The following is a 25,079-nucleotide window of genomic DNA, read 5'->3' as shown; positions in this document are numbered from 1 at the left end:
CCGCAGGACGGGCCTGTACGGGCGGCAAAACAAGTACGACCGACGGGAGGGACGGTAGATGAGTACGCTGGATGACGAACGCCACCAAGGGCGCGAGGAGATGTTCATGGATATCGACCGGATGATCAACGAAGGGCTGGGCGGGGGCAATGTGACCATCGACAATGGCATGATCGGCCCGACCACCACCGACACGATGCTGGACCCGGATTCGATTCTGGAGGAAGTCAGAGAAGCGAGAGAAGACGAGTAGCCCGCGAAACGCGGTGGAACGTTAGCTAACGCCAGTCCGTTCCCGGTGGGAACGGGCTTTTTTTCGGTTTAGGCGGAGCCGAACAGGGCAAAAAGAAGTCTTTACAAGAAAGAGAGGGAGGAATAAAATGGAGATAATTATGAAACTTAGTTCCGCATAGTGAAACAATAACGGGAGGGATTGCGTTGGAAGACCGGAGCAAGAGCACGAAGGAATTGGCAATGCAGCAGTTCGGGGCCCATGCCGGCCACTATGTCACAAGCGCGCTGCACGCACAGGGGCCCGATCTCAAGTGGCTGGTCGAGCAGGCTGCACTGTCCGGTACCGAGCGGCTGCTCGATGTGGCGACGGGCGGCGGACATGTGGTCAATGCGCTGGCGCCTCTCGTCCGGGAGGCCGTCGCCTGCGATTTGACGCCCGAGATGCTGGAGGCTGCACGCGGCCTGCTGGCAGCGAACGGAAGAACGAACGTCACGTTCGCCGAGGGCGACGCGGAGGCTCTCCCGTTCGGGGAGGCGGCCTTCGATCTTGTGACTTGCCGGATTGCGGCGCACCATTTTCCGGACCCGAACGCCTTCGTACGCGAGTGCCGTCGTGTGCTCCGGCCAGACGGCCGCCTGCTCCTGGTCGACAACGTCTGCCCCGAGGAGCCGGACGCCGACGCGCTCTACAATGAGGTGGAGCAGACCCGGGACCCGAGCCACTTCCGTGCCTGGACCAAAGCCGAGTGGATCGCGCGGCTGGAGGGTGCCGGCCTGAAGGTGCACTCGCTGGAGGCATTCCCCAAGACATTCCGGTTCCAGGACTGGTGCGAGCGGATGGGAGTGGAACCGGCCGTCCGGGAGCATCTGGAGAGGAAGCTGCTGGACGCTCCCGAGCCGCTCCGCCGGCGGCTCGGCGTGCAGGAAGAGGCCGGCAGGCTGGTCAGCTTCGCAGGCGAATCAGTGTTGATCGCCGCTTCGCCGAGGGCTTGACCGAGCCACGTGTCTCTTAGAGGCGCAGGTTGCGGCCATCGCCGCCGGAGGGCTATAATGGGGGGAAACACGACGGAGGGGACCGCTCGCATGGAGGAATTCGCGCTGATCCGCCTGCTCAAGGAAGCGGGCGAAGCCGCACAGGCCGGGGTTCCCCGGCAGCCAGGCGAGGGCGAGTCAGTGGAAGCGACTGGAGCAGGCAGCGGCGTAGTGGTCGGCATCGGCGACGACGCGGCCGTCTGCGAAGTCTCGCCCGGCCGGCAGCTTGTCCTAGCCTGCGACACGATGGTGGAGACGATCCACTTTCACGAACGGACGATGCGCCCGGCGGATATCGGGCACAAGGCAATGGTATCGAACCTGAGCGATCTCGCCGCAATGGGGGCGGAGCCCCGTTATGCGCTAGTGGCGCTCAGCGCGCCCGCCTCGGCCGATGCCTCCTGGCTCGGGCAGCTGTATGAAGGGCTCTACGCCTGCGCGGCCCGCTATGGCGCCGCCATCGTCGGCGGCGACACGACCGCTTCGCCCGGCGGGCTCACGATCACGGTAACCGTGATCGGCGAGGTCGAACCGGGGCGGGCGCTTCTGCGCTCCGGCGCGCAGCCCGGGGACCGGGTGTTCGTCACCGGGTACCCGGGCTGCTCGGCGGCGGGGTTGCACCGCCTGTTGCGAAGCGGGCCGGCGTCACGGGCGGAGGCCGCCGGGGCTGAGCCGGCCGACGCGGATGCAGCGGCGGCGGACGGTTCGCCACCGGAGGGCGCGTGGGCCGCGCTCGTCCGCGCCCACCGGCGCCCGGAGCCGCGCGTTGCCGCCGGTCGGCTGCTCCAGCGCTCGGGCGCCTGCCGGTCGCTGAACGACGTCAGCGACGGCGTCGCCAGCGAGGCTTGGGAGATCGCCGAGGCGTCCGGCTGCCGGTTCGTACTGCGCGAGGCGGCGTTCCCGGTGCATGCGGAGCTGCGCGCTTACGCGGACGAGACGGGGCAGGACCCGCTCGATTGGGCGCTGTACGGCGGCGAGGATTACGAGCTGCTCGGCACGGCAGCCGCCGGCGAGGCGGAGCGGGTCGAGGCGTTATTCCGCGAAGCAGGGATTCCCTTTCATTATATAGGGGAGACGGTGGCCGGGGAGCCGGGCGTCGAGCTCCTCCGCGTGGACGGGCGCAGGGAGCCGGTCGGCAAGCGGGGCTATAATCATTTTGCATAACAGTCAGGAGGAACGCAGGATGGAGAACGCACGCGCGTACCGGTTCTCTTCAAGGAACGAAGCCGAGACGGGCAGGCTGGCGGGGGCTCTAGCCCAACACGCGGATCCGGGCTCGGTGCTGGCGCTCGACGGCGACCTGGGAGCGGGGAAGACGACCTTCTCTCAATCGTTCGCACGGGCACTGGGGGTGCGGGCGGTCGTGAACAGTCCGACCTTCACCATTATCAAGGAATACGAGGGAAGCGAGCTTCCCTTCTATCATATGGATGTATACCGGCTGTCGCAGGAAGAAGCGGACGAGCTGGGGCTGGACGAGTATTTTTACGGGTCCGGGGTGACGGTCGTCGAATGGGCGAGCCTGATCCCGGATCTGCTGCCCGCCGAGCGTCTCACAATCTATATCGAGACGGGCGCAGACGGCGAGCGGCAGTTTTGTCTTACCCCGAGCGGGGAACGCTACGAGCGATGGTGCATAGGTTTACGAGAAAATGGGGTATTGGCATGAGGGACGCAGAAGCGAACCAACCGAATAAAGGACCGTGGCTGGCTATGGATACGGCGACCGCCGCGATGTCCGTCGCGGTCGTGCAGGACGGCCGGCTGCTGGGCAAGATCGAGTCGCGGGCGGAGCGGAACCATTCGCTCTATCTGGTGCCGCATATCCAGCAGCTATTGGCGGATTGCGGGCTGAGGCCAGCCGACCTGGCCGGCTTCGCGGTCGGGCAGGGACCCGGCTCATACACCGGCGTCCGCATCGGCGTGACCGTCGCCAAGACGATGGCCTGGACGCTGAAGCGTCCGGCCTTAGCCGTTTCGAGCCTGGAGGCGATCGCGCTCGGCGCTTCGGACCGGCTGCTGGGCCTGGAGCTGGAAGCGGGAGGCGAGACGGCGGAGGCGCCTCTCCCGGAGTCGGCAGCGAGCGGACGGCAGGATCGGGAGGCCTCGTACGAGGCCGAAGCTGCGGGGACGAGCGGCGCCAAAACCGGGGGCGATGCCGCCGATTGGCCGGCAGCCGAGCGGGTCTGGTACGTGCCGCTGATGGATGCGCGCCGCGGCCAGGTGTACACCGGCTTGTTCGAGCGGGGACCCGGCGGCTGGCGCCGCCTGGCGGAGGACCGGATCGTGCTGTTCGAGCGCTGGCTGGACGAGCTGGCGGAGCGCCTAGCCGAGGCGGACGAGCCTCCGGCCGCCCTCTGCCTGACGGGGGAAGCCGACGCCTACGCCGAGCCGGCAGGACGTCTGGCGGCTTCCTCGTGGGGCGGCCGGCTCGTGCCGCTGGCGCACGACGTGCACGCGTACGAAGTCGGAAGGCTGGCCGAACGTCTGGCGGCCCGGGGAGCCGATGGCAGCGACGTCCACAGCCTCGTGCCCAACTACACGCAGCTGGCGGAGGCCGAAGTGAACCTGCTGGCCAAGACGGGAGGTGCCAAGCGGTGAACGAGCCGACCGATCGGAACGAAACGTCCCCGTCGCTGGAATTCCGGGCGATGCGGGTGGACGACATCGAGGCGATCTGCGCGATCGAGAAGGAGGCGTTCCTGACTCCCTGGACGCCGGGCGCCTTTTATAATGAACTAACGAACAATCATTTCGCCAAATATATGGTCATGGAGCGGCGCGGCGAGGTGGCCGGCTACGGCGGGATGTGGCTCATCATGGATGAGGCGCATGTGACGAACATCGCCGTGGACCACCGTTACCGCGGCCAGGGGCTGGGCGAACGGCTCGTCACGGAGATGATGCGCACGGCCCGGTTTCTCGGCGCGGTCCGCATGACTCTGGAGGTCAGAGCCTCCAATTTCGTCGCGCAGAAGCTGTATCGAAAACTGGGCTTTGCCGAAGCCGGCGTCCGCAAGGGCTATTACACGGACAACCAGGAGGATGCCTACATCATGTGGGCCGAGCTGGTGCCGGCCGCGGGCAGAGCCTGAGAACAGGGGACGACACCATGGAGAACGAACAGGGGCTGCGGAAGCAGCCTGTTTATTTACTGGCGATCGAGACGAGCTGCGATGAGACGTCGGTCGCCGTCATCGAGGACGGAACCGTCATCCGGTCGAACGTCGTCTCGAGCCAGATCGAGACGCATAAGAGGTTCGGAGGCGTCGTGCCGGAGGTTGCCTCCCGCAAGCACGTAGAGACGATGACCCGGATTATCGAGGAGGCGGTGGAGCAGGCGGGGGTCCAGCTGACCGACCTGTCGGCGATCGCCGTCACGCAGGGGCCCGGCCTCGTCGGCGCCCTCCTTATCGGCGTCGTTGCCGCCAAGGCGCTCGCGATGACGCTTGGGCTGCCACTCATCGGCGTGCACCATATCGCGGGGCACATCTATGCGAACAAGCTTGTGCAGCCGCTCGACTATCCGCTGCTCGCCCTTGTCGTGTCCGGCGGGCATACGGAGATCGTGTCGGTCGAGCGGGAGGGGAGCTTCCGCATTCTCGGACAGACGCGGGACGACGCGGTCGGCGAGGCGTACGACAAGGTAGCCCGTGCACTTGGCCTGCCGTATCCAGGCGGTCCGCACATCGACCGGCTCGCACGGGAAGCCGAGGAGGCGATCCCGCTTCCGCGTGCTTGGCTCGAGCCGGAGTCTTACGACTTTAGCTTCAGCGGGCTGAAGTCGGCCGTCCTGGCGGCACTGAACCAGGCGCGGATGAAGGGACGGGAGCTCGACCCGGGCGCGGTCGCCCGCGGCTTCCAGGAATCCGTCGTCGAGGTGCTCGTCGAGAAGGCGGTGCGCGCCGCCCGCGCCACGGGCGCCAAGCAGCTGCTGCTGGCCGGCGGCGTGGCGGCCAACCGCGGCCTGCGGGACGCGCTCGCCGAGCGCTGCGCCGCCGAGGGCGTCCCGCTGCTCGTGCCGCCGCTCTCGCTCTGCACGGACAACGCCGCGATGATCGGCGCCGCCGGCTACTTGAAGTACCGGAACGGCGAGTACGAGACGCTGTCCATGACGGCCTCGCCGACGTTGTCGCTTGAGGCATGGTCGCTCGCGGACTCCGCCGGAAGGACGGACGGAGACGCAGAGAGCGAGCGGGCGTAGAGAGGCAGCGCCGCTGCCTGAGGTGATCATATGTTAACTAGCCGTTCGTCGGCCCGTAGGGGCTGGCCGAACGGCTTTTTTGCATGCAGGCACAGGCGCCGCATTGGGAGCGGATGTGAGCATCGTTCACGCCGTCTGGATGGGAATTCACAGACGGGAAGGGGACCGACTGCCAGCCGGCTTGTGGACATGCTTATCCACAGTTTCTGTGGACAATGTGCATAAACAAGAAAAAAGCCAGCAACAAAGGCACTTTGAAAAAACCGGGACTTCCGGATAGTTTTTGAGGGGGAATCTGTGGATAATGTGCATAAGTCTGTTGATGAATCGAGAAACAAGCGGAAATTCTCGTGATTTTTATCCAGAATGCTGTGGATAGTGATGTGAATAGATTTGGGAATTCGGAGAAAGGCAAGAAACCGTTTCCGTTATCCACATGGAAGACGATGTGCAGTTCCTTACCACCGTTTGTGGGTTTTGCACCATTTTCTCGCGGGTTCTCTTCTCTGCCTGCACGAAAAAACCGCCGTTGAAAACGGCGGTGGATTCGGATCTATTAGGGAGAGGAACGTGGTGGCGGAGACACGGAACAAGGGGAGGGAGACAGCGTGGCCTCCTGGTTCCCGACTTGTTTGCCGTCGTTACTTATTTACGGGACTGATGATCAACAGGGCGAAGTTTTCCGGACAGCCAAGCATCAGCCCTCCATCAGCGTCTCCCACTCGGCATAGAGGGCTTCAAGCTCGCCCTTCGTCCGGGCCAGCTCGTCGCTCTTCTCCTGCACGAGCACATAGTCGTTGAAGACGTCGGGACTCGCCAGCGCTTCCTCCAGGGTGCCCACAGTTTCTTCCCGCATGGCAATGTCCTGCTCGAGCTGCTCGATTCGGCGCTGCCGTGCACGCTCCTCGCGCTTGGCCTGCTTGTTCGCCTCATAGCTCGTCGCCTTGGCTTCGGCTGTATTGTCGCTCGCGGCCGACTGGCCGCCCGCGCCGGCTTCCTTTGCAGAGGCGCGCCCGGATGCTGCCAGCTCCGCCGCCCGCTCGGCCTGCAGCTCAGCCAGCTCTTGTTTTTTCTCGAGGTAATCGTCGTAGTTGCCGAGGTACTCCGTTATGCCGTCCGGCGCCAGCTCGAGGATGCGCTCCGCCATTTTGTTCAGGAAATAGCGGTCGTGGGAGATGAACAGCAGCGTGCCCTCATAGTCGATGAGAGAAGCCTCCAGCACCTCCTTGCTGTACAGGTCCAGATGGTTCGTCGGCTCGTCGAGGATGAGGACGTTCGCGTTCTGCAGCATGAGCTTGGCCAGTGAGACGCGGGCTTTCTCCCCGCCGCTCAGCGCACGAATTTTTTTGAATACATCCTCGCCGCTGAACAGAAAGTTCCCCAGCACGGTCCGGATTCTCGCTTCCTCGAGATGGGGATAGGCGCTCCACAGCTCTTCCATGACCGTGTTGTCCAGATTCAGATTGGACTGCTCCTGGTCGTAAAAGCCGATGGCTACGTTCGTTCCCCACATGTAGCTCCCGGCATCCGGTTCCCGCTGCCCGGTCAGCACCTTGAGCAGCGTCGACTTGCCGATGCCGTTCGGACCGATCAGCGCGGCGGTTTCTCCTCTCGTCAGGTCGAAGCCGGCGCCTCGGAACAGCGGCTTGCCCGCCTCGAAGGCGACCGCGAGACGCTCCGCGTGCAGCACGTCGCGTCCCGTCATCCGCTCGATCTCGAACGAAAAGGACGCTCGCTTGAGGTCGCCGAGCGGCTTGTCGATGCGCTCCATCTTTTCCAGCGCCTTGCGCCGGCTCTGCGCCCGCTTCGTCGTCGAGGCGCGGACAAGGTTCCGCTGCACGAACTCCTCCATGCGGGCGATCTCGTCCTGCTGCTTCTCGTAATGCTTCATTTGAATTTCGTATTCGGCGGCCTTGGTGTCTACGTAACGGGAATAGTTGCCCGTGTAGCGGCGGGACGTATGCCGCTCGATCTCGTAGATCGTCTGCACGAGCGCGTCCAGGAAGTAACGGTCGTGCGAGACGACGAGGATCGCGCCGGGATACCCGCGCAAATAATCCTCAAGCCAGGTCAGCGTCTCGATGTCCAGATGGTTGGTCGGCTCGTCCAGCATGAGCAGATCGGGCTCCTGGAGCAGCATGCGGGCGAGCGCGAGCCTTGTTTTTTGGCCTCCGCTCAGCGTATTGACCACCGTATCGGGCGGAAAATCGCCGAATCCCATGCCGTGCAGCACGCCCCGGATCTTCGCCTCCATCGCGTAGCCGCCGCGCTCGCGGAACCATTCCTGCCGGGCGGCATAGCGGTTCATCGTCTCCTCGTAGCGCTTTTCGTCCGCGTGCAGCGCGGGGTCGGCCATGGCGGCCTCCAGCTCGCGCAGCTCCTGCTCGACAGCGAGCAGCGGAGCGAACACGTCGCGCATCTCCTCCTGAATGGTCCGGTCCGTGTTGAGCCCGCTGTTTTGGGCCAGATAGCCGACCCGCGTCTCTTTTGCCTTGTGGATCGTGCCTCCGTCGTAGGACAGTTCGCCTGCGAGAATCTGGAGCAGCGTCGATTTGCCCGCTCCGTTCACGCCGACGAGCCCGACACGCTCCCGTTCCTGAATTTGCAGAGATATATTAGATAGGACGGTGGTGACACCGTAATGTTTGCTGATTTGGGAAGCTTGCAGCAGCATAAGTCCGTTCGACCTCCGAATCTTGACTGATAGCGGCCGTGCCCGTCCAAAGCGGGGAACCACTACCAATAGTGTACTCGATTGCCCGGGAAGACTCTAGTAGCGTCTCTCGTCGGCGTGCGGGCGATAGGCAAGCGAACCGGCGGCGAACGGCCATTCGGTATTTTCTCCTACTTGCTTTTTCAATAGGCATGCATGTGCTACAATGAAGGCAACTAGACAAAACAAGCCGAAAAAGTGAGGCTGTTCGAGCATAATGGCCGCAAATGAAGAAAAATCGGCTCTCCGCCGCGAGGCGGAGAGGCTCCGCGGGCTGCTGCCGGCGGAGGAGAGACAGCGGCTGTCGGCCGCCATCTGTGCACGCACGGCCGCTTACTTGTCCCGGCAGGAGGGAAGGGCCGGATGGCCCGGCGTGCTGCTGGCCTACTTGCCGGTGCGCTCGGAGCTCGATCTCACGCCACTCTATGAGTGGGCGTGGGAGCAGGGCCTCCCCATCGCCGCTCCGCGCGTCGTGCCAGGGACGAAGCGCATGCAGGCGCACCGCCTGCGGTCGCTGGCGGAGACGGAGACGGGGCGGTGGGGGCTGCGGGAACCGCGGCCCGACTGCCCGGTCGCCGCTCCGGCGGAGATCGGCTGCGTACTGATGCCTGGGCTTGCCTTCGACCGTGAGGGCGGAAGGCTGGGCTACGGCGGGGGTTACTACGACCGCTATCTCGCGGCGCTGCGCCTAGAGATGGGCCGGCTGCCGCTGCTCATTGCCCCGGCGTTTGAGGTGCAGCTGCTGGAGCGGGTCCCGATGGAGGAGCACGATATCCGGCTGGACGCCGTGCTGACCGAGTCTGCTCTTTATGAGCTGACCGAGTCCGCTCTTTATGAGCGGAGGCATAGGACGAGAGAGGTGGAGCGATGAGCGAGTCTACGGGCTTTACCCATTTCAATCCGGAAGGAAGAGCCCGGATGGTGGACGTCTCGGAGAAGACGGTCACCAAGCGGACAGCGACAGCGAGGACAACGGTTCGAATGCGCCCGGAGACGCTTGGGGCCATTCTAGGCGGCCGGGTAGCCAAGGGAGACGTGCTGGCGGTCGCTCAGGTGGCCGGCATCATGGCCGCCAAGCAGACGTGGCAGTGGATCCCGATGTGCCATCCGCTGCCGCTGACCGGCATCGACCTTTCCTTCTCGGACAATGGAGCTGACGAGCTCTATCTGGAAGCGACCGTCCGGACGACGGGACGGACCGGGGTCGAGATGGAGGCGCTCACCGCCGTATCCGCCGCGGCGCTTACCGTCTACGACATGTGCAAAGCACTGCAAAAGGATATGGCGATCGGCCCAACCGAACTGACGGCCAAGTCCGGCGGCGTGTCGGGAGATTACACGGCCGAGCCGAAATGAGAATAGAGGGCCTTCGTCTGGAGGACGAGGGCCAAAGAAGACATAACGGTAGAGCAGGGATGGAGGAGGAGCTAGCATGGGCTGGAAGGTTGCGATTCTCACCGCCAGCGACAAGGGATCGCGGGGGGAACGGGAAGATACAAGCGCCCAGGTCATCCGGGAATTGGTGGAGGAAGAGATTCACGGGGAGATTATCGAGTACCGGATCGTGCCCGATGAGATGAAGGAAATCATGGCCTCGCTCATCGAGATGACGGATTATTACCGGGCGGATCTCATCTTTACGACCGGAGGTACGGGCCTGGCGCCGCGCGACGTGACGCCAGAAGCGACCATGCAGGTGATCGACCGGGTCGTGCCGGGGCTGGCCGAAGCGATGCGCATGACGGCGATGCAAAAGACGCCTCAGGCGATGCTGTCGCGGGGCGTGTGCGGCATTCGCGGCACGACTCTGATCATTAACCTGCCTGGCAGCCCCAAGGGCGTCCACGAGAACCTGGCGGCTATCATGGATCAGCTGCCGCACGCCCTGCAGGTGCTGAGCGGCCAATACAAGGAGCACGCATGAGCGGGGGACAACAGCCGCCACTCCTGCGCGAGGTTCGCGTCGAGGATGCAATCGGGCTCGTGCTGGCCCACGATTTGACCCAAATCGTGCCCGGCCGGTTCAAGGGCCGGCTGTTCCGCAAAGGCCATGTGCTGCAGGAGGAGGACATTCCCGCTCTGCTGGACATCGGCAAGGAGCATATTTATGTGCTTGAGCTTCGGGACGGGTTTCTCCACGAGAACGACGCCGCCGCCCGAATCGCCGCGGCGGCATGCGGGCCGAACCTGGAGCTGACCGAGCCGCATGAGGGCAAGATCACGCTGAAGTCCGCCATCCACGGACTGGCCCGGGTCAGCCGGGGGTTCGTGGATGAGGTGAACGGGATCGACCGGATGGTGCTGTCGACGATCCCCGACCGGACGGTTGTCCGTCCCGGTCAGGCGGTGGCGGCCACCCGCGTCATTCCGCTCGTCATCGAGACGGAAAGCATTGTACAGATCGAGCAATTGACGGTATTATGGAGGGAGAAAGACGAGTCGTCTCCTCTATTGACCGTCAAGCCGTTTCGCCCGCTTCGGGTCGGACTTATTACGACCGGGAGCGAGGTGTACAAGGGACGGATAACCGACAAGTTCGGCCCCGTGGTCCGGGACAAGGTAAGCGCCCTGGGCTCGGAGGTAGTCGAGCAGCGTCTCTCTCCCGACGACAGCGAGACGATCGTTAGCGAGATCCGCTATTTTCAGAACAGCGGAGTCGATCTGATCCTCCTGACAGGAGGGATGTCCGTCGATCCCGACGACCGCACGCCCGGAGCGATTCGCCGCGCCGGTGCCCGAGTTGTCAGCTACGGGACACCTATGCTGCCGGGCTCCATGCTGATGATGGCTTATCTGGGAGACATCCCCGTCATGGGGCTCCCGGGCTGCGTCATGCATGATCCCTATACATCGTTCGATGTGCTGCTGCCGCGCATATGTGCAGGGGAGACCATCGAGCGCGCCGACATTACCGCACTTGGTTACGGCGGACTAGGCGGGTGCTAGCGCGATCCGCCGGCCCGCCTGAGTCACAACGTGTTTACCCTTTATCCACATCCAAGAGGAGGAAATCGCAATGCCGAACATTGGAGCACCCGGGTTTATCCTGATCATTCTGGTGGCCCTGCTTCTCTTTGGGCCAAGTAAGCTTCCCGAGCTGGGACGCGCCTTCGGCAAGACGCTCCGCGAGTTCAAGAACGGAGCCAAGGACATCATGTCCGACGACGAGCCGCAGCCGACCCGCAAGGAAGTGCAGGGAGAGAACGTCCAGCCGACGATCAAGCAGGAAGAAACCAAGCGGCTGCCGGAGTAAGCGGGCGCAAGGAGCCGCCTTCTACTCATACATGTTAGGTTGGTGAAGCCATGCAGGAAGAACCGATGACCCTGGTCGAGCACTTGTCGGAACTCCGCAAGCGCTTGGTCTGGGTCCTTGTTGTGTTTGTACTCGCGATGATCGGCGGCTTTTTCGCCGCCAATCCGCTGCTGAACTATTTGAAGCATGTTCCGCCGGCTTCGACGGTAGCCTGGAACGCCTTCGCGCTCTGGGATGGGATCAAGATCTACGTCCAGTTCGCCTTCATGATCTCACTGGTCATTACGATGCCTTTCATTCTGTACCAGCTGTGGGCGTTCATCAAGCCGGGCCTCCGGCAGGAGGAGCAGCGGGCGGCGCTGCGGTATATTCCCTTCGCCATCGGGTTGTTCCTCATCGGACTGGCCTTTGCTTATTTCGTCGTCTTTCAGATGGCGTTCTACTTCACTTCCAGCATCAACAAGGGGCTGGAGCTGACCGAAACGTACGGCATTACGCAGTATTTTACCTTCATGTTCAACATCCTGCTGCCGGTCTCGCTGCTCTTTGAGATGCCGGTGCTCGTCATGTTTCTGACGAAGCTGCGCATTCTCAATCCGATTCGGCTCAAGAAGCTGCGCCGGTATGCGTATCTCGTCATGATTGTCATCGGAACCGTCGTTACTCCCCCGGACTTCATCTCGGATATTCTGGTCGCGATACCGCTGATCGGGTTATACGAGTTCAGTGTCATGCTGTCGGCCGTGATCTACCGCAAGCAGCTTGCCCGGGACCAGGAGTGGGAGGCCGAGTACGGGCCCAAGTAAGGCGGCCCGCTGATTGAGCGGCAGTGAGGTTCCACGCCGCCGGTCCATCCTTTCGCCACCGCATCGGCCTGCGCCGGTCGGTGGTTTTTTCTTGTTCGGAAGCCCGGACAATTTCCCGGGATTTTTGCTCGAGAAGCACTTGCAAATTGGGAACGTTTTGATTATCATAAAAAGTGTTATTAGCACTTGCATAGATCGAGTGCTAACAGCAGGGCTACATACCCCGCCAGAGTTAAATCTAAAAGGAGGCTATTTTTCCATGATCAGACCGTTGGGAGATCGCGTAGTAATCGAAGCCATTGCTAAGGAGGAGACGACTGCGAGCGGAATCGTGCTGCCGGATACGGCGAAGGAGAAGCCGCAGGAAGGCAAAGTCGTAGCAGTTGGCGGCGGCGCTGTGAATAAAGACGGCGAGCGGATCCCGTTCGAAGTCAAGGAAGGCGACCGCGTCATTTTCTCCAAATACGCTGGAACCGAAGTGAAATTCGAAGGCCGCGAGCTTCTGATTATGCGCGAAAGCGACATTCTTGCCGTTCTGTCCTAATTGGGCCTGCACCCGGATTGCCGGGGCGCTGAAGACGGTACGACCATATGAAAACAACAAATACCGACTATATTAGGAGGTTTCTATAACGATGGCAAAAGAAATTATGTTCAGCGAAGACGCACGTCGTGCAATGCTCCGCGGTGTGGACGCACTTGCTAACGCCGTGAAGGTAACCCTCGGCCCGAAAGGCCGCAACGTGGTGCTGGAGAAGAAATTCGGCAGCCCGCTCATCACGAACGACGGCGTGACCATCGCTAAGGAAATCGAACTGGAAGATGCTTTCGAGAACATGGGCGCACAGCTCGTGAAGGAAGTAGCGACCAAGACGAACGACGTAGCCGGCGACGGCACGACGACCGCTACCGTACTGGCTCAAGCGATGATCCGCGAAGGCCTGAAGAACGTAACGGCCGGCGCTAACCCGATGGTTGTCCGCAAGGGCATCGACAAAGCCGTTCGCGCTGCGGTTCAAGAGCTCCAGAACATTGCGAAGCCGATCGAAAGCAAGCAAAGCATCGCGCAAGTAGCGGCTATCTCCGCTGCGGACGACGAAGTCGGCGAGCTGATCGCTGACGCTATGGAGAAGGTCGGCAAGGACGGCGTAATCACCGTCGAGGAATCCAAAGGCTTCGCGACCGAGCTCGAAGTGGTAGAAGGCATGCAGTTCGACCGCGGCTACATCTCCCCGTACATGATTACCGATACGGACAAGATGGAAGCGGTTCTTGACAACCCGTACATCCTCATCACCGACAAGAAGATCTCGAACATCCAAGAGATTCTGCCGGTTCTTGAGAAAGTCGTTCAGCAGGGCAAGCAGCTTCTGATCATCGCCGAGGACGTAGAAGGCGAAGCCCAAGCTACCCTCGTCGTGAACAAACTGCGCGGCACCTTCACTTGCGTAGCCGTCAAAGCTCCTGGCTTCGGCGACCGCCGCAAGGCTATGCTGCAAGACCTGGCCGCTCTTACCGGCGGACAAGTGATTACCGAAGAGCTCGGCCTTGAGCTGAAATCGACGACGCTGCAGCAGCTGGGTACCGCTCGCCAAGTACGCGTCACCAAAGAAAACACGATCGTCGTGGACGGCGCAGGTGCTAAGGAAGACATCCAGGCCCGCGTGAACCAAATCCGCGCTCAGCTGGAAGAAACCACTTCCGAGTTCGACAAAGAGAAGCTCCAAGAGCGTCTCGCGAAGCTGGCCGGCGGCGTAGCCGTCATCAAAGTTGGCGCAGCAACCGAAACCGAGCTGAAAGAGCGCAAGCTGCGCATCGAAGACGCCCTGAACGCAACCCGCGCTGCGGTTGAAGAAGGCATCGTCTCCGGCGGCGGTACTGCCCTCGTGAATGTATTCCACGCCGTATCTTCCGTACAGGCGGAAGGCGACGAGAAGACCGGCATCAACATCGTGCTGCGCGCTCTCGAAGAGCCGATCCGCACGATCGCCGCTAACGCAGGCCAAGAAGGCTCCGTGATCGTCGAGCGCCTGAAGAAAGAATCCGCTGGCAATGGCTACAACGCCGCTACCGGCGAGTGGGTGAACATGATCGAAGCGGGGATCGTCGATCCGGCGAAAGTAACCCGTTCCGCTCTGCAGAACGCTGCTTCCGTTGCGGCTATGTTCCTGACCACCGAAGCGGTAATCGCCGACAAGCCGGAGAAAGACAAGCCAGCGATGCCGGATATGGGCGGCATGGGCGGTATGGGCGGCATGATGTAAGACAATCCGGTCCCCGCGCGGGACTTGGGTGAACGATAAATGATCGGCCGCTAGTAACCGGTCATCATACAAGAGAGGCTCCTCCGAGGTTCATTGACCTTCGGAGGAGCCTCTCTTTTTTAAGTTTGTTTGAGTCATTCCATGCAAAAGGGATTTCTTCCCGAATAATCACTATCTACCAAAAGGGGATTATCAAAACACTTTCTACTGTAAACGAGTCACTTTCAAATAGATTTTTACCAAGAACGGGAAGTATAGGTGGAAATTAATAATATGGATTATTGATAATCTGCTAACTGTCGTCACATTAATTGAAATTGTTTATGGTATATTCAAAATGTTTATTGCGTATTATATTCAGGTACTATATTCTATATAATAGATTCTATGCTTGATCTGTCACTAAATTATATCAAGAAAGGGTTGATAAAATGTACAAAAAACTATGCTGCCTTCTTTCTGCAATCTTCATACTACCGCTTATCACTCTTTCTTGTAGCCACGCCCCTACAAACAGTCTGTCAAAAGGTTTGCCTAATCGTCAGCCATTTCTAATTACTCCGCTAGTGGATGGAATAAATTATTGCGAGGAAGCGACAAACCACGAGCCAGCCTTTGAGACGGAATCAGAAGCAACAATTTGGTGTAAGGCTAACGGGTATAACGGAGCATCACTGCTTAGTAAGACTCTTGATAAGTTTGAACCTGGTGGTGCCCGTGGTAAGGTTCAGGTTGGATATGAAATAGGTATTTCTCTATTAGATATCTATAAAAAAACAAATGGTTCATGGATCATTGATGATGCCCTTGTTAAATCATATTTCGATATAATAACAGAGGTGGAGCGACCAGTAGTAATCTACCTGATGGCAGATCATTTCGTTGCTAAAGGCGCCCTGCCCGAGGAACTAAGTAAAGATAAACAAAATCTAATGTTACTCAAGGACGGAAAGGCACCTTTTGACAATTACTTCGGAAACTCAGTAATACCATATACGCTCTTGACGGATGAGGATATTCCTGTAAATCACTATAGATTCGAAGCATTACGATATATCGCAAAGAAAATAAATGAGTTACCTAAAGAAGTCCAAAATCGCATAGCCGGAATTACTATGGCTGGCGAAGTGCATCATATGTATCCTGATTTCACGAACGGAGCAGGGGAGTACGACAAAGTACAGGTCACGGATTATAGTCCACGTTCTATAGAAGGTTTTCAACAATGGATTGAAAAGAAGTACGGGACCATCGATAAACTTAACCAGGCTATAGGCAGTAGCTTTGGTCAAATCAGTGAGGTACTGCCGCCATCCAAGAATATCAATACAGAGAGACTGTCATCATTTACTGAGCATTATGATGCATACGCAGCTGGTACGATACCGATATCAGGATGGATTTATGATCCCGATTCAGTAATAGAGAAATTAAAACTTTATGTGGATGGGAAACAGATTGGTGATATTACACGCGGTTTTGGGCGCCTTGACGTTTATCGAGACGTGGAGGAAATTGACGATCCAAATACTGGATTTAGGTACGAACTCGATTACCGAAACATCACTCCTGGGCGTCACTTGGCTCAGGTTGTGGCTGAGTCTAAAGGCATTTCCTACCTAATTGCCGATTCCGAGTTTGTAGTTGTACCGCACGACCAAGGGCCAGCTACGCCTCTTCCAGAGATTCGAAATGATTTTCAAAATGTAGATAAGTTAAAAAATGTCCGTTCATGGCTTGACCTGCCTAAGCCTTTAGTTGCTGCTTACTATAATCCCTTGGCACGTGAATGGGAAGAGTATAGAGGCATACAAGTTGCCGAATTTTTAAATTATTTTTGGAAAGCGTCAGTGGATTCTGGACTTCCAACTGAAAAATTATTCTCTCACCAAATATACCCAAGAATTAACTCGACATGGAACCCTATGTTGTTCGCTGTTGATCAGTCAGTAGGTAAAGATGTCCGTTATAAAATTGGCATAAATCTTTACGGCGGGGCAACTAATAATGACGTTATGAGAGATTTCTTCAAAGAACGAAAGGCAACAGAATATGGAGTGCCTGAGTATCATACGCAACAATGGAAGCAGCCTAATGTAGCTTACGATTCATTGCTCGCTCAATATCGTGATGGCGCCAAGTTTATCAGCCCTCATTATATCTCCATAGTTCCAGATTCATTGAAATCAAGGGAGGGGGAATCTCTTAACAAGTTCAATATTAGAGCGGACAATAAATTGGAAGGATCCGACCTGTTATATCAGGCAATTATTAAGTTCGCAGAAAATTAAATGAGGTGTCTTTTCTGGAGACTGACCCCTGTTTATGAGACAGGGATAAAAACACTAAGCGAGCTTAAGCAGCCAGTTGCCGATAATGAATAGGCGACTGGTTGTTTAGTTTTGCTTCAATGTGAATTGAGTTGTAGTGAGTAATGTAGTCTCGAACGGTCTGTTCGACGATCACTGCCGTCGTACAGGTTAAACCTTGGAGATAGAACGGTTTTTGATTTGTCTCATGCTTAAGGGTCAGTCCCAATTATTGACCTTGGAGAAGCCTCTCTTTTTTGGTTGTGCCTATGCCGCCGCTATTCGTCCAGCAAAGCGGCCTGCCGTTTGTAGTGATCCTCGATGACCATGCACGCCATGGCTTCGATGACAGGGACAACGCGGGGACAAATGCACGGATCGTGCCTTCCTATTGTTCTGATCTCTCGTTCGTTGCCGCTTGTATCCATAGTCTGCTGCGGAACGGAGATGGAGGAGGTCGGCTTGACCACAACTCGAAACATAATGTCCTCTCCGGTGCTGATGCCTCCGAGGATCCCACCGGCGTGATTCGTCCGAAATCCGCTAGCCCCCATCTGGTCGTTGTGCTCGCTTCCCCGCATCGAGGCACCGCGGAAGCCGGTTCCGAATTCAATGCCCTTTATGGCGCCAATGGAAAGCATCGCTTTTGCCAATTCCGCATCCAGCTTATCGAATACAGGCTCCCCCAGTCCTGGCGCGATTCCGTGGATCCGGCATTCCACAATGCCGCCGCAGCTGTCACCCTCCGCGGCCAGCTGTTCAATGAGGGAGATCATGCGCTCTGCAGCCGAGGGGTCGCAGGCACGGACGTCATTGCGTTCGATCGCATCGGCGTCAAAGGATTCGCAGCGAATTCCGCCAACTTCCGTCGTATAAGCCAGAATCGAGACGCCTCTTCGTTCCAATAGCTTGCGGGCTACGGCGCCGGCGGCCACTCGTGCCGCTGTCTCCCTGCCGGACGCTCTGCCGCTGCCCCGGTAATCGCGAATCCCATATTTTCGTTCATAGGGGAAATCGGCATGGCCGGGGCGGTACATGGATTTGATTTCGTCGTAGGCGGAGGGGCGCATATCCGTGTTGTTCAACAGGATACAAATAGGAGTTCCTGTTGTTCTTCCTTCAAATAGACCGGATACAATGCGAATTTTATCGTACTCTTTACGCGGAGTCGTGATAGAGGATTGCCCCGGTTTTCTACGATCCATTTGCTTCTGAATCTCTTTCTCTTCCAGTTCGACCCCAGGCGTGACCCCTTCCAAGATGACGCCTACCGCCTCTCCATGCGATTCCCCGAAGGTAGTCATTTTTAATCGTTCTCCGAATGTGCTTCCCGCCATTTGTCTGCCTCCTATTGCTTTAATATCTTCTTCCCAGTTTAAGGAAACTCCCGCCATAAAGGAAATTGAAATATTGAAGATTATCCATAGATGCCGTCTATATAGAGATAGCGAGGGAGGGTAGACTCTAGCAGACGCCCTTTCCCATATGAGGGAGAGGTCCTATTGTGAGGACGGGCCAAAAGCACTAAAATAAACGGTGTGTCACATTATGGAAATTTAGGAGTTTAGCGCGAGATGATAGATATTCATAGTCACATTCTTCCGGGCATCGACGATGGCTGCCAGACGCTGGACAACGCTCTGGCTATGGCGAGAATGGCGGTCGCCGACGGGATTAGCACCATAATTGCTACCCCTCATCATGCCAGCGGGCGGTTTTGGAACGAGGCTCCCTTGGTCTGTGAGAGGGTTGCTCTCTTGAATATGGAGCTGGAGAAGGAGGCTCTTCCGGTTACGATAGCCGCCGGGCAGGAAGTGCGAGTCTATGACGACCTGTTAAACGACCTGGCGGCAGGCAAGCTGCAGACGCTGAACGGTTCCCGCTATTTGCTGGTGGAATTTCCGTCAGGCAAGGTGCCTCCCCGGTTTCACGAGACGATTCACGAGCTGAGGCTGCTTGGCCTAATCCCGGTAATCGCTCATCCCGAGCGTAACGTGGAGCTGGCCTCTTCGCCGGACAAGCTGCAGGAGCTGGTCGAGGCCGGCGCGCTGGCGCAAGTGACCACCCACTCTCTGCTGGGCTCGTTTGGGCGCAAAATCCAACAGCTGTCTATTACAATGTGTGAGCGCAATCTGATTCACTTCGTAGCCTCGGATGCTCACGACTGCCGACACCGGGCGATCGGCTTGAGGGAAGCGGGTCGGGTTATCGAAGCCAAGCTGGGTGAATCCTACTGGTCCTATTGTCAGAGGAATGCCCAATTGCTGCTAGAAAATGAGTCGATAGAAGGAAGGTTTCCAACAAAGTCTACTAAGAAATGGTATACGTTTTGGAGATAAAGTCGATCAAGTAGGAAAATAGTCGTTGTACGTAAAATTTTGGTATGGTAATATTTGAGAGTCTGCATCTAGTGATGCATAGAAGAAGAGATTCGCAGTTCTTCCAAGTATAGAAAGGGGATAGATTAAGAAATGAGTTTGAAGAAGAAAATACTGGTTTCTTCCTTGGCTGTCAGCGTGTCCGCCGCTTCTCTGGCCACGCTCCCGCTGAGCGCGAACGGCTTCCTGGAGAAGCTGGGCGTACATAACACGGCATTCGCAGCGGAGTCCTTAGGCAAGGAATATAGCCAACTATTGATCGATGTAATGACTGAGTTGATTAAGGACGAGGAAGGTGTAGAAGCGGTCCTTCAATTCAAAAACAACCTGAAGGTATTGGATACCGAAGCTTTTGCACCGATTTTTCAGAGAGTACTTGTGGCGGACAGTGAGAATACCCTATCGAAGCAGGACCTAGAGACGATCACAAGTAAGATTATTTTGTCGATTGCAGATGCTCCCTTACTTCCCCCCACTGCGGGTCTTCAAGAGCTGAAGAGTGATCCGGAAGTAAGGAGAGTTCTCGGCGACATAGCAAGAATTGCTGGTTTTAAGAATCCGCGTAATGATCTGACCACTCAAGATATCGTCTTATTTCAGGATGCAGTCAGAGCGGAACTGTTAGACCAATTCGTTGCAAAAAAAGATGAATTGGTGGCTGTTACTTCTTCTGAGCAGGAAACCAAGAAGATCGTTAAAGAGGCTTTTGAAGGCATGTATCAGAAAGTAATACTGAATCAATCCCTTAAAGTTAGCCAGTTGTTCAGAAATTTGGACATCAAAGTTGAGGATGTTTTAAAGGTTTGGGCATCTGTGTCTGCCCAAAATAGTTACACACAAGACGCTACAGCCGCCCTGTTCATGGCAACAGTACGGACACAAGCTAAACCGCAGTTCACATCGTCTGATCAGGGCAGAACAAATACCCCTGTTATTACCATTGAGGGTACTGCAGTGCCGAGTGAGCTAGTTACATGGAAAGTAGTATCTAAATCAAGCGATATCGTTACGAACGGAAAAGTCTTTACCTTGTCTTCCTCAGTAAAATCTGCTAGTGCTGATATTCAGGCAATCATTAACATTGGCAAGAAAGAGTTACTGCTCTACTCCGGTAAACTGAACATGAGTTACTCCGGGTCGGCTACCGGCGGTGGCGGCGGTGGTTCCTCCACTCCAGACATCAAGCTGCCTAGCGTGGCGGAAGGCAAGAATCACGTCAACAAGATTGTCGGAGAGCTGGACAGCCTGCTGAAGGTGTTGACGACGAACGAAGGCCAGAGCAAGGCGCGTCAGGCGGTCGAGGAAGCAATTCGCCAGGCGGGCAAGATCGATGTGAGCGGCACGGTGAAGATAGAGAAGGATGTGGCTACCGCATCGTTCGACGTGAACAAGCTGGCGGAAGGCTTCAAGTCGATCAAGGAAATCGCCGATCAGGCAGCCAAAGCCCTTAAGGAAAAGGTGCCGAACGCTGCGGCTCCGAAGGTCGTAGCTCTGCTGGATCTGGGCACGGTCAAAGCTGGCACGGTAAAAATTCCGCTCCTGAAGGACCTGGCCGCCAAAGCGAAGGAATACGGTATCGACGCGATTGCGGTTCAAGTAAACGGCGTATCGCTGACACTCAGCGTAGCGGAGCTCACTCAGGACACGACGATCACGCTGCGCAAGGAAGAAGCATCCGTTACCTCGCAGGCAGTCGCCTCCGACGTGTACGACTTCACCTTCGAGGCGGGCGGCAAAGCCATCGAATCGTTCTCTTCGCCGGTTGAAGTTCGTCTTCCGGTCACCAATGCTTCCGCTGACAAAGATCTTCTCGTTTTCGCTAAGATTGAGGGCGGCAAGCTGACCTTCAAGGGCGGAAGCTACGACGCGGGCAAGCAAGTGTTCCTCGTGAACAACAAGTCGTTCTCTACCTATGCGGTTGTAGAGAACAAGGTTACCTTCCAGGATCTGAAGGACGTCCAGCAGTGGGCAGGCCGTCAAATCGCGGTAGCCGCAGCGAAGGGCATCCTCGAAGGACGGGCCGAGCAGCAGTTCGTTCCGCAAGCCAACGTCACGCGTGCCGAGTTCGCCAAGATGATCGTGAAGGCGTTCGGTCTCGAGGACGCGGCCGCTTCGGAATCGTTCACGGACGTTAATGATTCCGACTGGTTCAAGCCGTATGTAGCCGCTGCTGCAAAAGCCGGCATTATCAACGGCCGGACCGATACGCTCTTTGCTCCGAATGCGAATATTTCCCGTGCCGAGATGGCGACCATGGCCTCCCGTGCCTTGGAAAAAGCAGAAGGGTACAAAGTGCCGAAGGATCTCGCCGCATCGCTCAAGGTCTTCCGCGACGCCGACGCCATCAACGAAACGCTTAAAGCCGGTGTCTCGCTGGCGGCTGAAGAAGGAATCGTCGTGGGTGAAGAGAACAGCGAGTTCCACCCGAACGCGGATTCGACCCGTGCACAGGCTGCTGTTGTCATCTATCGGTTGCTGAACAAATAAGTCAGGCCTTAAGTCATGATGAATTCCTCCTCTTTTCTAAGAGGAGGAATTCTCACTTGTCATCAGAAGCTGGAGGGAACTAATGGAACTCGATTTGAAGGATTATCTGCGGATTATCCAAAAACGCATTTGGCTTATACTGTGCATTGTTGTATTTGCTTGTGTCAGCACCGGAGTCATCAGTTATTTTTTCATCCAGCCCGTGTACAGCGCCTCTACCAAATTAATCGTAAACAAATCGAATGAACGGGTAGGCATCGACCAAATCGACATCAACTCGATCAATACGAATTTACGATTGATCGATACCTATAAAGAAATCATCAAAACGCCGGCGATCATGGATGTGGTAGTGCGGGATTTCCCCCAATTTGCTTTGACGGCGGAGGAGCTCATCGAGAAGGTCAAGGTCAGCTCGGTCAACAATACCCAGGTCATGACCCTGCAGGTGCAGGACCGCTCCTATGACAAGGCCGTTCAAATGGTGAATGCCGTTTCCAAGGTGTTCCAAAAGGAAATTTCCACCATTATGAAAGTGGACAATGTTTCGCTTCTCAATGAAGCGAAGCCGATGGCCCATCCGGTTCCGGTCAAGCCGAATCCGATGCTGAACATAGCGATAAGCTTCGTCGTCTCGTTGATGGCCGCCTTGGGGCTGGCCTTCCTGCTGGAGTACTTGGACGATACCATCAAGTCGGAAGCGGATGTCGAGGCGTATCTTGGACTGCCTACGCTCTCCTTGATCTCCAAGATGAAGGAAGAGGATCTCGCCGTCCAGAAGTCGACCAGACAAAACCAACAGGTAGGAGAGAGCAAGCATGCCACGATCAACTGAGAAACGACCGATTATTACCGACATCAATCCGAAATCTCCGATCTCGGAAGCTTACCGGACGCTTCGGACGAATATCGAATTCTCGGCGGTCGACGAGCAGTTGAAGGTGATCATGCTGACCTCCGCCGGACCGGGCGAAGGCAAATCGACCACGGCAACAAACCTGGCGGTGGCCTATGCTCAAACGAATAAAAAAGTCCTCATCATGGATGCCGACCTTCGGAAGTCGACCATGCATCATACTTTTTTGAAGACGAACCGGTCCGGCTTGACCAACATTTTGGTGGGTCAGATGACATGGGAGCAGGCGGTACAGCCGACCGACATTCCCAATCTCGATCTGCTGACGGCCGGGCCCGTGCCGCCCAATCCTTCGGAGCTGCTCGCCTCCCAGCGCATGAGTGCGCTCTTGGAGGAACTGAAGGGCCATTACGATATCGTGATCGTCGATACGCCGCCCGTCCTTGTCGTCACCGACGCCCAGGTGCTCTCCACCAAATGCGACGGCGTGGTTCTGGTCATTGACTCGGGCAAAGTGAAGCGGGAAGTAGCGATGAAGGCCAAGAGCAATCTTGACCATGTGAAGGTGAGAATATTGGGAGTCGTGCTGAATAATTTGGACCGCAAAAACGGCGGGTCTTACTATTACTACTATTATGGCGGTGACCGGTAACCGGAAGCTCGGGTTGGAGGCTTAACAGTATGACGGTCCGCACGAAGGTTTTGCTTCTTGTCGGCGTGGATATAGTCTTGGTGTGGTTGAGTATCCTCACCTCTTATTTATTAAAATTCAACGGGACGGTTCCGGCATATTACCAAAGCCAGCTGCTGCTGTTCGGTATCGTCGGTTCTCTGGGCTGTACGGCCGCCATGATCGGCTGGAAGCTGTACCGCCGCGTCTGGCAATACGCTAGCGTAGGAGAACTGCTGGCGCTTTTCAAGGCGGTTACGTTCGCTATGCTGGCCGCTTATTGCCTGACTCTTCTGCTGACGCAGAAAGCAGTTCCTTTATCCGTCTTCCTTCGTTCTTATGAAACCTCCCTGCTGCTGATGGGGGGCCTTCGTTTCTTGTGGAGAATCTACCGGCACTCAGGTATGAAGCGAGAACAGGCCGGTCGGCCGTCTCTCGTTATCGGGGCGGGGGATTGCGGGACGCTGATCGTGAAGGAAATGAAGCAGAATGTGGCCAGCACGTATTATCCTGTAGCGTTCATTGATGACGATCGGAACAAGCAGCGCCAGCAAATCTACGGCGTGCCTGTGCTTGGGGGGAGAGAGGCCATCCATCAGGCGGTGGTTGAGCATGGCATCGAGGATATTATTATCGCGATGCCCTCCGTATCCAAGAAGGTGGTTTCGGAGCTTATAGCGATATGCCGGCAGACCTCCGCCAAGGTGAAGATCATTCCCGATCTCGACGATCTCATCCAAGGGAAGCTGTCGATGAAGGCGATTCGGGACGTACGCGTAGAGGACCTGCTGGGCCGGGAGCCGGTACAGGTCGATCTCGAGGGGATCATGGATTACGTACATAGGAAGCGGGTGCTGGTTACCGGTGCCGGCGGTTCCATTGGCTCAGAGCTGTGTCGACAACTGGGACGCTTCCGCCCCGATTGCCTGGTACTGGTAGGCCATGGTGAGAACAGTATTTTTTCCATTGAGGGAGAGCTCAAACGGCTCTATCCCGAGCTTCGCCTGCATAGCGTCATCGCCGATATTCAGGACCGGAAGCGGATGGAGGAGGTCTTCTCACTTCATCGGCCGCAGGTCGTCTTTCATGCGGCTGCCCATAAGCATGTCCCTTTGATGGAGAGCAATCCGTCGGAGGCAATCAAGAACAACGTCTTCGGAACCCGGAATGTCGCCGAATGCGCAGATCGCTGGGGCGCCGAGCGGTTCGTGCTGATTTCCTCGGACAAAGCGGTGAATCCGACGAGCATCATGGGGGCGACCAAGCGGATTGCCGAGCAGGTGATCCAATCTCTGGACCGAGTCAGCGAGACCAAGTATGTCGCCGTCCGGTTCGGAAATGTGCTGGGGAGCCGGGGAAGCGTCATCCCGTTTTTTAAGCAGCAAATTGAGCAGGGCGGCCCGGTTACCGTTACCCATCCGGAGATGATCCGCTACTTCATGACCATTCCGGAGGCCGTGCAGCTTGTGCTGCAGGCGGGCTCCTTTGCCAAGGGCGGGGAGATCTTCATTCTCGACATGGGGGAACCCGTTAAAATTCTGACGCTTGCGGAAGAGCTGATCCGGTTATCCGGACTGAAGCCAGGCGAAGACATCGAAATCGCGTTTTCCGGCATTCGCCCCGGCGAAAAGTTGTATGAGGAGCTGCTTACGCAGGAGGAAGGGCTAACGTCGACCAGGCATAACCGGATCTTTGTCGGCAAGCCGTCAGGCATTCCGAAGGCAGAAGTGGATTTTGCCATCAAGACGCTTGAAAAGGCGCTAACCGCTGATGCCGGGCTTCTCCGTGAGGCCGTGAAGCACATTGTTCCCACCTACCAAAATGTGTCCTAGTCACCCGTTGTCCAGTCATTATGAGGAAAAAAGGTAGAGAG

At 57.2% G+C, this 25,079-nt stretch carries 24 protein-coding genes; 21 read left to right on the top strand and 3 right to left on the bottom strand.

The window, feature by feature from the left end:
* Nucleotides 1-58 precede the first annotated feature (58 nt).
* From KJS47_RS15885 to tsaD, 7 genes are all read left to right on the top strand, one after another.
* Nucleotides 59-253, top strand: a complete 195-nt coding sequence (locus tag KJS47_RS15885) for a hypothetical protein (RefSeq protein WP_213526048.1) — start codon at nucleotides 59-61, stop codon at nucleotides 251-253.
* 185 nt (nucleotides 254-438) lie between these two features.
* Complete coding sequence (locus KJS47_RS15880; RefSeq protein WP_213526047.1) at nucleotides 439-1,227, top strand: class I SAM-dependent methyltransferase; 789 nt, start codon at nucleotides 439-441, stop codon at nucleotides 1,225-1,227.
* A gap of 57 nt (nucleotides 1,228-1,284) precedes the next feature.
* A complete protein-coding gene (gene thiL / locus KJS47_RS15875) occupies nucleotides 1,285-2,430 on the top strand; it encodes a thiamine-phosphate kinase (protein ID WP_213526046.1) in 1,146 nt (381 codons plus the stop codon).
* Nucleotides 2,431-2,449: 19 nt separating this feature from the next.
* The gene (gene tsaE / locus KJS47_RS15870) at nucleotides 2,450-2,935 is read left to right on the top strand and encodes a tRNA (adenosine(37)-N6)-threonylcarbamoyltransferase complex ATPase subunit type 1 TsaE (protein ID WP_213526045.1); all 486 of its coding nucleotides are present in this window, start codon (nucleotides 2,450-2,452) and stop codon (nucleotides 2,933-2,935) included.
* Nucleotides 2,932-3,867, top strand: coding sequence for a tRNA (adenosine(37)-N6)-threonylcarbamoyltransferase complex dimerization subunit type 1 TsaB (gene tsaB, locus KJS47_RS15865; RefSeq protein WP_213526044.1), 936 nt, complete (start codon nucleotides 2,932-2,934; stop codon nucleotides 3,865-3,867). The genes tsaE and tsaB overlap by 4 nt, the downstream gene beginning before the upstream one ends.
* The gene (gene rimI, locus KJS47_RS15860) at nucleotides 3,864-4,361 is read left to right on the top strand and encodes a ribosomal protein S18-alanine N-acetyltransferase (protein WP_283772086.1); all 498 of its coding nucleotides are present in this window, start codon (nucleotides 3,864-3,866) and stop codon (nucleotides 4,359-4,361) included. Before tsaB ends, rimI begins: the two co-directional genes overlap by 4 nt.
* 17 nt (nucleotides 4,362-4,378) lie before the next feature.
* Nucleotides 4,379-5,470, top strand: a complete 1,092-nt coding sequence (gene tsaD / locus KJS47_RS15855; RefSeq protein WP_213526043.1) for a tRNA (adenosine(37)-N6)-threonylcarbamoyltransferase complex transferase subunit TsaD — start codon at nucleotides 4,379-4,381, stop codon at nucleotides 5,468-5,470.
* Nucleotides 5,471-6,167: 697 nt separating this feature from the next.
* On the opposite strand, the gene KJS47_RS15850 is transcribed toward tsaD, so the two are convergent.
* A complete protein-coding gene (locus KJS47_RS15850; RefSeq protein ID WP_213526042.1) occupies nucleotides 6,168-8,144 on the bottom strand; it encodes an ABC-F family ATP-binding cassette domain-containing protein in 1,977 nt (658 codons plus the stop codon).
* 256 nt (nucleotides 8,145-8,400) lie between these two features.
* Here KJS47_RS15850 and KJS47_RS15845 point away from each other — a divergent pair, with 256 nt between their 5' ends.
* The 9 genes from KJS47_RS15845 (at nucleotide 8,401) to KJS47_RS15805 (ending at nucleotide 16,797) form a co-directional block, all read left to right on the top strand.
* Entirely contained in the window at nucleotides 8,401-9,054 is a 654-nt protein-coding gene (locus tag KJS47_RS15845; RefSeq protein WP_213526041.1) for a 5-formyltetrahydrofolate cyclo-ligase, read from the top strand.
* Nucleotides 9,051-9,539 carry a cyclic pyranopterin monophosphate synthase MoaC gene (moaC, locus tag KJS47_RS15840; RefSeq protein WP_213526040.1) on the top strand — a complete coding sequence of 163 codons (489 nt, stop codon included), beginning with the start codon at nucleotides 9,051-9,053 and terminating at the stop codon, nucleotides 9,537-9,539. The genes KJS47_RS15845 and moaC overlap by 4 nt, the downstream gene beginning before the upstream one ends.
* Before the next feature lie 76 nt (nucleotides 9,540-9,615).
* The gene (locus KJS47_RS15835) at nucleotides 9,616-10,107 is read left to right on the top strand and encodes a MogA/MoaB family molybdenum cofactor biosynthesis protein (protein WP_213526039.1); all 492 of its coding nucleotides are present in this window, start codon (nucleotides 9,616-9,618) and stop codon (nucleotides 10,105-10,107) included.
* A complete protein-coding gene (locus tag KJS47_RS15830) occupies nucleotides 10,104-11,129 on the top strand; it encodes a molybdopterin-binding protein (RefSeq protein WP_213526038.1) in 1,026 nt (341 codons plus the stop codon). Before KJS47_RS15835 ends, KJS47_RS15830 begins: the two co-directional genes overlap by 4 nt.
* A gap of 70 nt (nucleotides 11,130-11,199) precedes the next feature.
* Complete coding sequence (locus KJS47_RS15825; RefSeq protein ID WP_213526037.1) at nucleotides 11,200-11,436, top strand: twin-arginine translocase TatA/TatE family subunit; 237 nt, start codon at nucleotides 11,200-11,202, stop codon at nucleotides 11,434-11,436.
* Between the two features lie 50 nt (nucleotides 11,437-11,486).
* The gene (gene tatC, locus KJS47_RS15820) at nucleotides 11,487-12,242 is read left to right on the top strand and encodes a twin-arginine translocase subunit TatC (protein WP_213526036.1); all 756 of its coding nucleotides are present in this window, start codon (nucleotides 11,487-11,489) and stop codon (nucleotides 12,240-12,242) included.
* A 259-nt stretch (nucleotides 12,243-12,501) separates the two neighbouring features.
* Entirely contained in the window at nucleotides 12,502-12,786 is a 285-nt protein-coding gene (gene groES, locus KJS47_RS15815) for a co-chaperone GroES (RefSeq protein ID WP_213526035.1), read from the top strand.
* A 91-nt stretch (nucleotides 12,787-12,877) separates the two neighbouring features.
* The gene (groL, locus tag KJS47_RS15810) at nucleotides 12,878-14,506 is read left to right on the top strand and encodes a chaperonin GroEL (RefSeq protein WP_213526034.1); all 1,629 of its coding nucleotides are present in this window, start codon (nucleotides 12,878-12,880) and stop codon (nucleotides 14,504-14,506) included.
* 431 nt (nucleotides 14,507-14,937) lie between these two features.
* Complete coding sequence (locus KJS47_RS15805) at nucleotides 14,938-16,797, top strand: beta-galactosidase (RefSeq protein ID WP_213526033.1); 1,860 nt, start codon at nucleotides 14,938-14,940, stop codon at nucleotides 16,795-16,797.
* A gap of 64 nt (nucleotides 16,798-16,861) precedes the next feature.
* Here the strand turns inward: KJS47_RS15805 and KJS47_RS15800 are convergent, their stop codons facing one another.
* Both KJS47_RS15800 and aroC read right to left on the bottom strand, forming a co-directional pair.
* Nucleotides 16,862-17,044, bottom strand: a complete 183-nt coding sequence (locus tag KJS47_RS15800; RefSeq protein ID WP_213526032.1) for an IS3 family transposase — start codon at nucleotides 17,042-17,044, stop codon at nucleotides 16,862-16,864.
* Between the two features lie 49 nt (nucleotides 17,045-17,093).
* Entirely contained in the window at nucleotides 17,094-18,152 is a 1,059-nt protein-coding gene (aroC, locus tag KJS47_RS15795; protein WP_213526031.1) for a chorismate synthase, read from the bottom strand.
* A 237-nt stretch (nucleotides 18,153-18,389) separates the two neighbouring features.
* Here aroC and KJS47_RS15790 point away from each other — a divergent pair, with 237 nt between their 5' ends.
* The 5 genes from KJS47_RS15790 (at nucleotide 18,390) to KJS47_RS15770 (ending at nucleotide 25,038) form a co-directional block, all read left to right on the top strand.
* Nucleotides 18,390-19,154 carry a tyrosine-protein phosphatase gene (locus KJS47_RS15790; RefSeq protein ID WP_213526030.1) on the top strand — a complete coding sequence of 255 codons (765 nt, stop codon included), beginning with the start codon at nucleotides 18,390-18,392 and terminating at the stop codon, nucleotides 19,152-19,154.
* A 132-nt stretch (nucleotides 19,155-19,286) separates the two neighbouring features.
* On the top strand, nucleotides 19,287-21,680 hold the full coding sequence (locus tag KJS47_RS15785) for an S-layer homology domain-containing protein (RefSeq protein ID WP_213526029.1): 2,394 nt from the start codon (nucleotides 19,287-19,289) through the stop codon (nucleotides 21,678-21,680).
* Between the two features lie 82 nt (nucleotides 21,681-21,762).
* Nucleotides 21,763-22,515: a YveK family protein gene (locus tag KJS47_RS15780; protein ID WP_213526028.1), complete on the top strand. Its 753-nt coding sequence runs from the start codon at nucleotides 21,763-21,765 to the stop codon at nucleotides 22,513-22,515.
* Nucleotides 22,499-23,188: a CpsD/CapB family tyrosine-protein kinase gene (locus KJS47_RS15775; RefSeq protein WP_213526027.1), complete on the top strand. Its 690-nt coding sequence runs from the start codon at nucleotides 22,499-22,501 to the stop codon at nucleotides 23,186-23,188. Before KJS47_RS15780 ends, KJS47_RS15775 begins: the two co-directional genes overlap by 17 nt.
* Nucleotides 23,189-23,217: 29 nt before the next feature.
* Complete coding sequence (locus tag KJS47_RS15770; protein ID WP_213526026.1) at nucleotides 23,218-25,038, top strand: polysaccharide biosynthesis protein; 1,821 nt, start codon at nucleotides 23,218-23,220, stop codon at nucleotides 25,036-25,038.
* Nucleotides 25,039-25,079 lie beyond the last annotated feature (41 nt).

Origin of the sequence: Paenibacillus sp. J31TS4 (assembly GCF_018403265.1) — a bacterium.
Lineage (GTDB): Bacteria > Bacillota > Bacilli > Paenibacillales > NBRC-103111 > J31TS4.
This window is presented reverse-complemented; position numbering and strand designations above follow the sequence as displayed.

Excerpts from the sequence above, each read along its gene's own strand:
- KJS47_RS15775 (WP_213526027.1), top strand. The coding sequence starts at position 22,499 with ATGCCACGATCAACTGAGAAACGACCGATTATTACCGACATCAATCCG.
- KJS47_RS15780 (WP_213526028.1), top strand. The coding sequence starts at position 21,763 with ATGGAACTCGATTTGAAGGATTATCTGCGGATTATCCAAAAACGCATT.
- KJS47_RS15845 (WP_213526041.1), top strand. The coding sequence starts at position 8,401 with ATGGCCGCAAATGAAGAAAAATCGGCTCTCCGCCGCGAGGCGGAGAGG.
- KJS47_RS15790 (WP_213526030.1), top strand. The coding sequence starts at position 18,390 with ATGATAGATATTCATAGTCACATTCTTCCGGGCATCGACGATGGCTGC.
- moaC (WP_213526040.1), top strand. The coding sequence starts at position 9,051 with ATGAGCGAGTCTACGGGCTTTACCCATTTCAATCCGGAAGGAAGAGCC.
- tatC (WP_213526036.1), top strand. The coding sequence starts at position 11,487 with ATGCAGGAAGAACCGATGACCCTGGTCGAGCACTTGTCGGAACTCCGC.
- KJS47_RS15885 (WP_213526048.1), top strand. The coding sequence starts at position 59 with ATGAGTACGCTGGATGACGAACGCCACCAAGGGCGCGAGGAGATGTTC.
- KJS47_RS15770 (WP_213526026.1), top strand. The coding sequence starts at position 23,218 with ATGACGGTCCGCACGAAGGTTTTGCTTCTTGTCGGCGTGGATATAGTC.
- KJS47_RS15805 (WP_213526033.1), top strand. The coding sequence starts at position 14,938 with ATGTACAAAAAACTATGCTGCCTTCTTTCTGCAATCTTCATACTACCG.
- KJS47_RS15785 (WP_213526029.1), top strand. The coding sequence starts at position 19,287 with ATGAGTTTGAAGAAGAAAATACTGGTTTCTTCCTTGGCTGTCAGCGTG.
- thiL (WP_213526046.1), top strand. The coding sequence starts at position 1,285 with ATGGGGGGAAACACGACGGAGGGGACCGCTCGCATGGAGGAATTCGCG.
- KJS47_RS15825 (WP_213526037.1), top strand. The coding sequence starts at position 11,200 with ATGCCGAACATTGGAGCACCCGGGTTTATCCTGATCATTCTGGTGGCC.
- KJS47_RS15835 (WP_213526039.1), top strand. The coding sequence starts at position 9,616 with ATGGGCTGGAAGGTTGCGATTCTCACCGCCAGCGACAAGGGATCGCGG.
- KJS47_RS15830 (WP_213526038.1), top strand. The coding sequence starts at position 10,104 with ATGAGCGGGGGACAACAGCCGCCACTCCTGCGCGAGGTTCGCGTCGAG.
- tsaE (WP_213526045.1), top strand. The coding sequence starts at position 2,450 with ATGGAGAACGCACGCGCGTACCGGTTCTCTTCAAGGAACGAAGCCGAG.
- tsaD (WP_213526043.1), top strand. The coding sequence starts at position 4,379 with ATGGAGAACGAACAGGGGCTGCGGAAGCAGCCTGTTTATTTACTGGCG.
- groL (WP_213526034.1), top strand. The coding sequence starts at position 12,878 with ATGGCAAAAGAAATTATGTTCAGCGAAGACGCACGTCGTGCAATGCTC.
- KJS47_RS15850 (WP_213526042.1), bottom strand. The coding sequence starts at position 8,144 with ATGCTGCTGCAAGCTTCCCAAATCAGCAAACATTACGGTGTCACCACC.
- aroC (WP_213526031.1), bottom strand. The coding sequence starts at position 18,152 with ATGGCGGGAAGCACATTCGGAGAACGATTAAAAATGACTACCTTCGGG.
- groES (WP_213526035.1), top strand. The coding sequence starts at position 12,502 with ATGATCAGACCGTTGGGAGATCGCGTAGTAATCGAAGCCATTGCTAAG.
- tsaB (WP_213526044.1), top strand. The coding sequence starts at position 2,932 with ATGAGGGACGCAGAAGCGAACCAACCGAATAAAGGACCGTGGCTGGCT.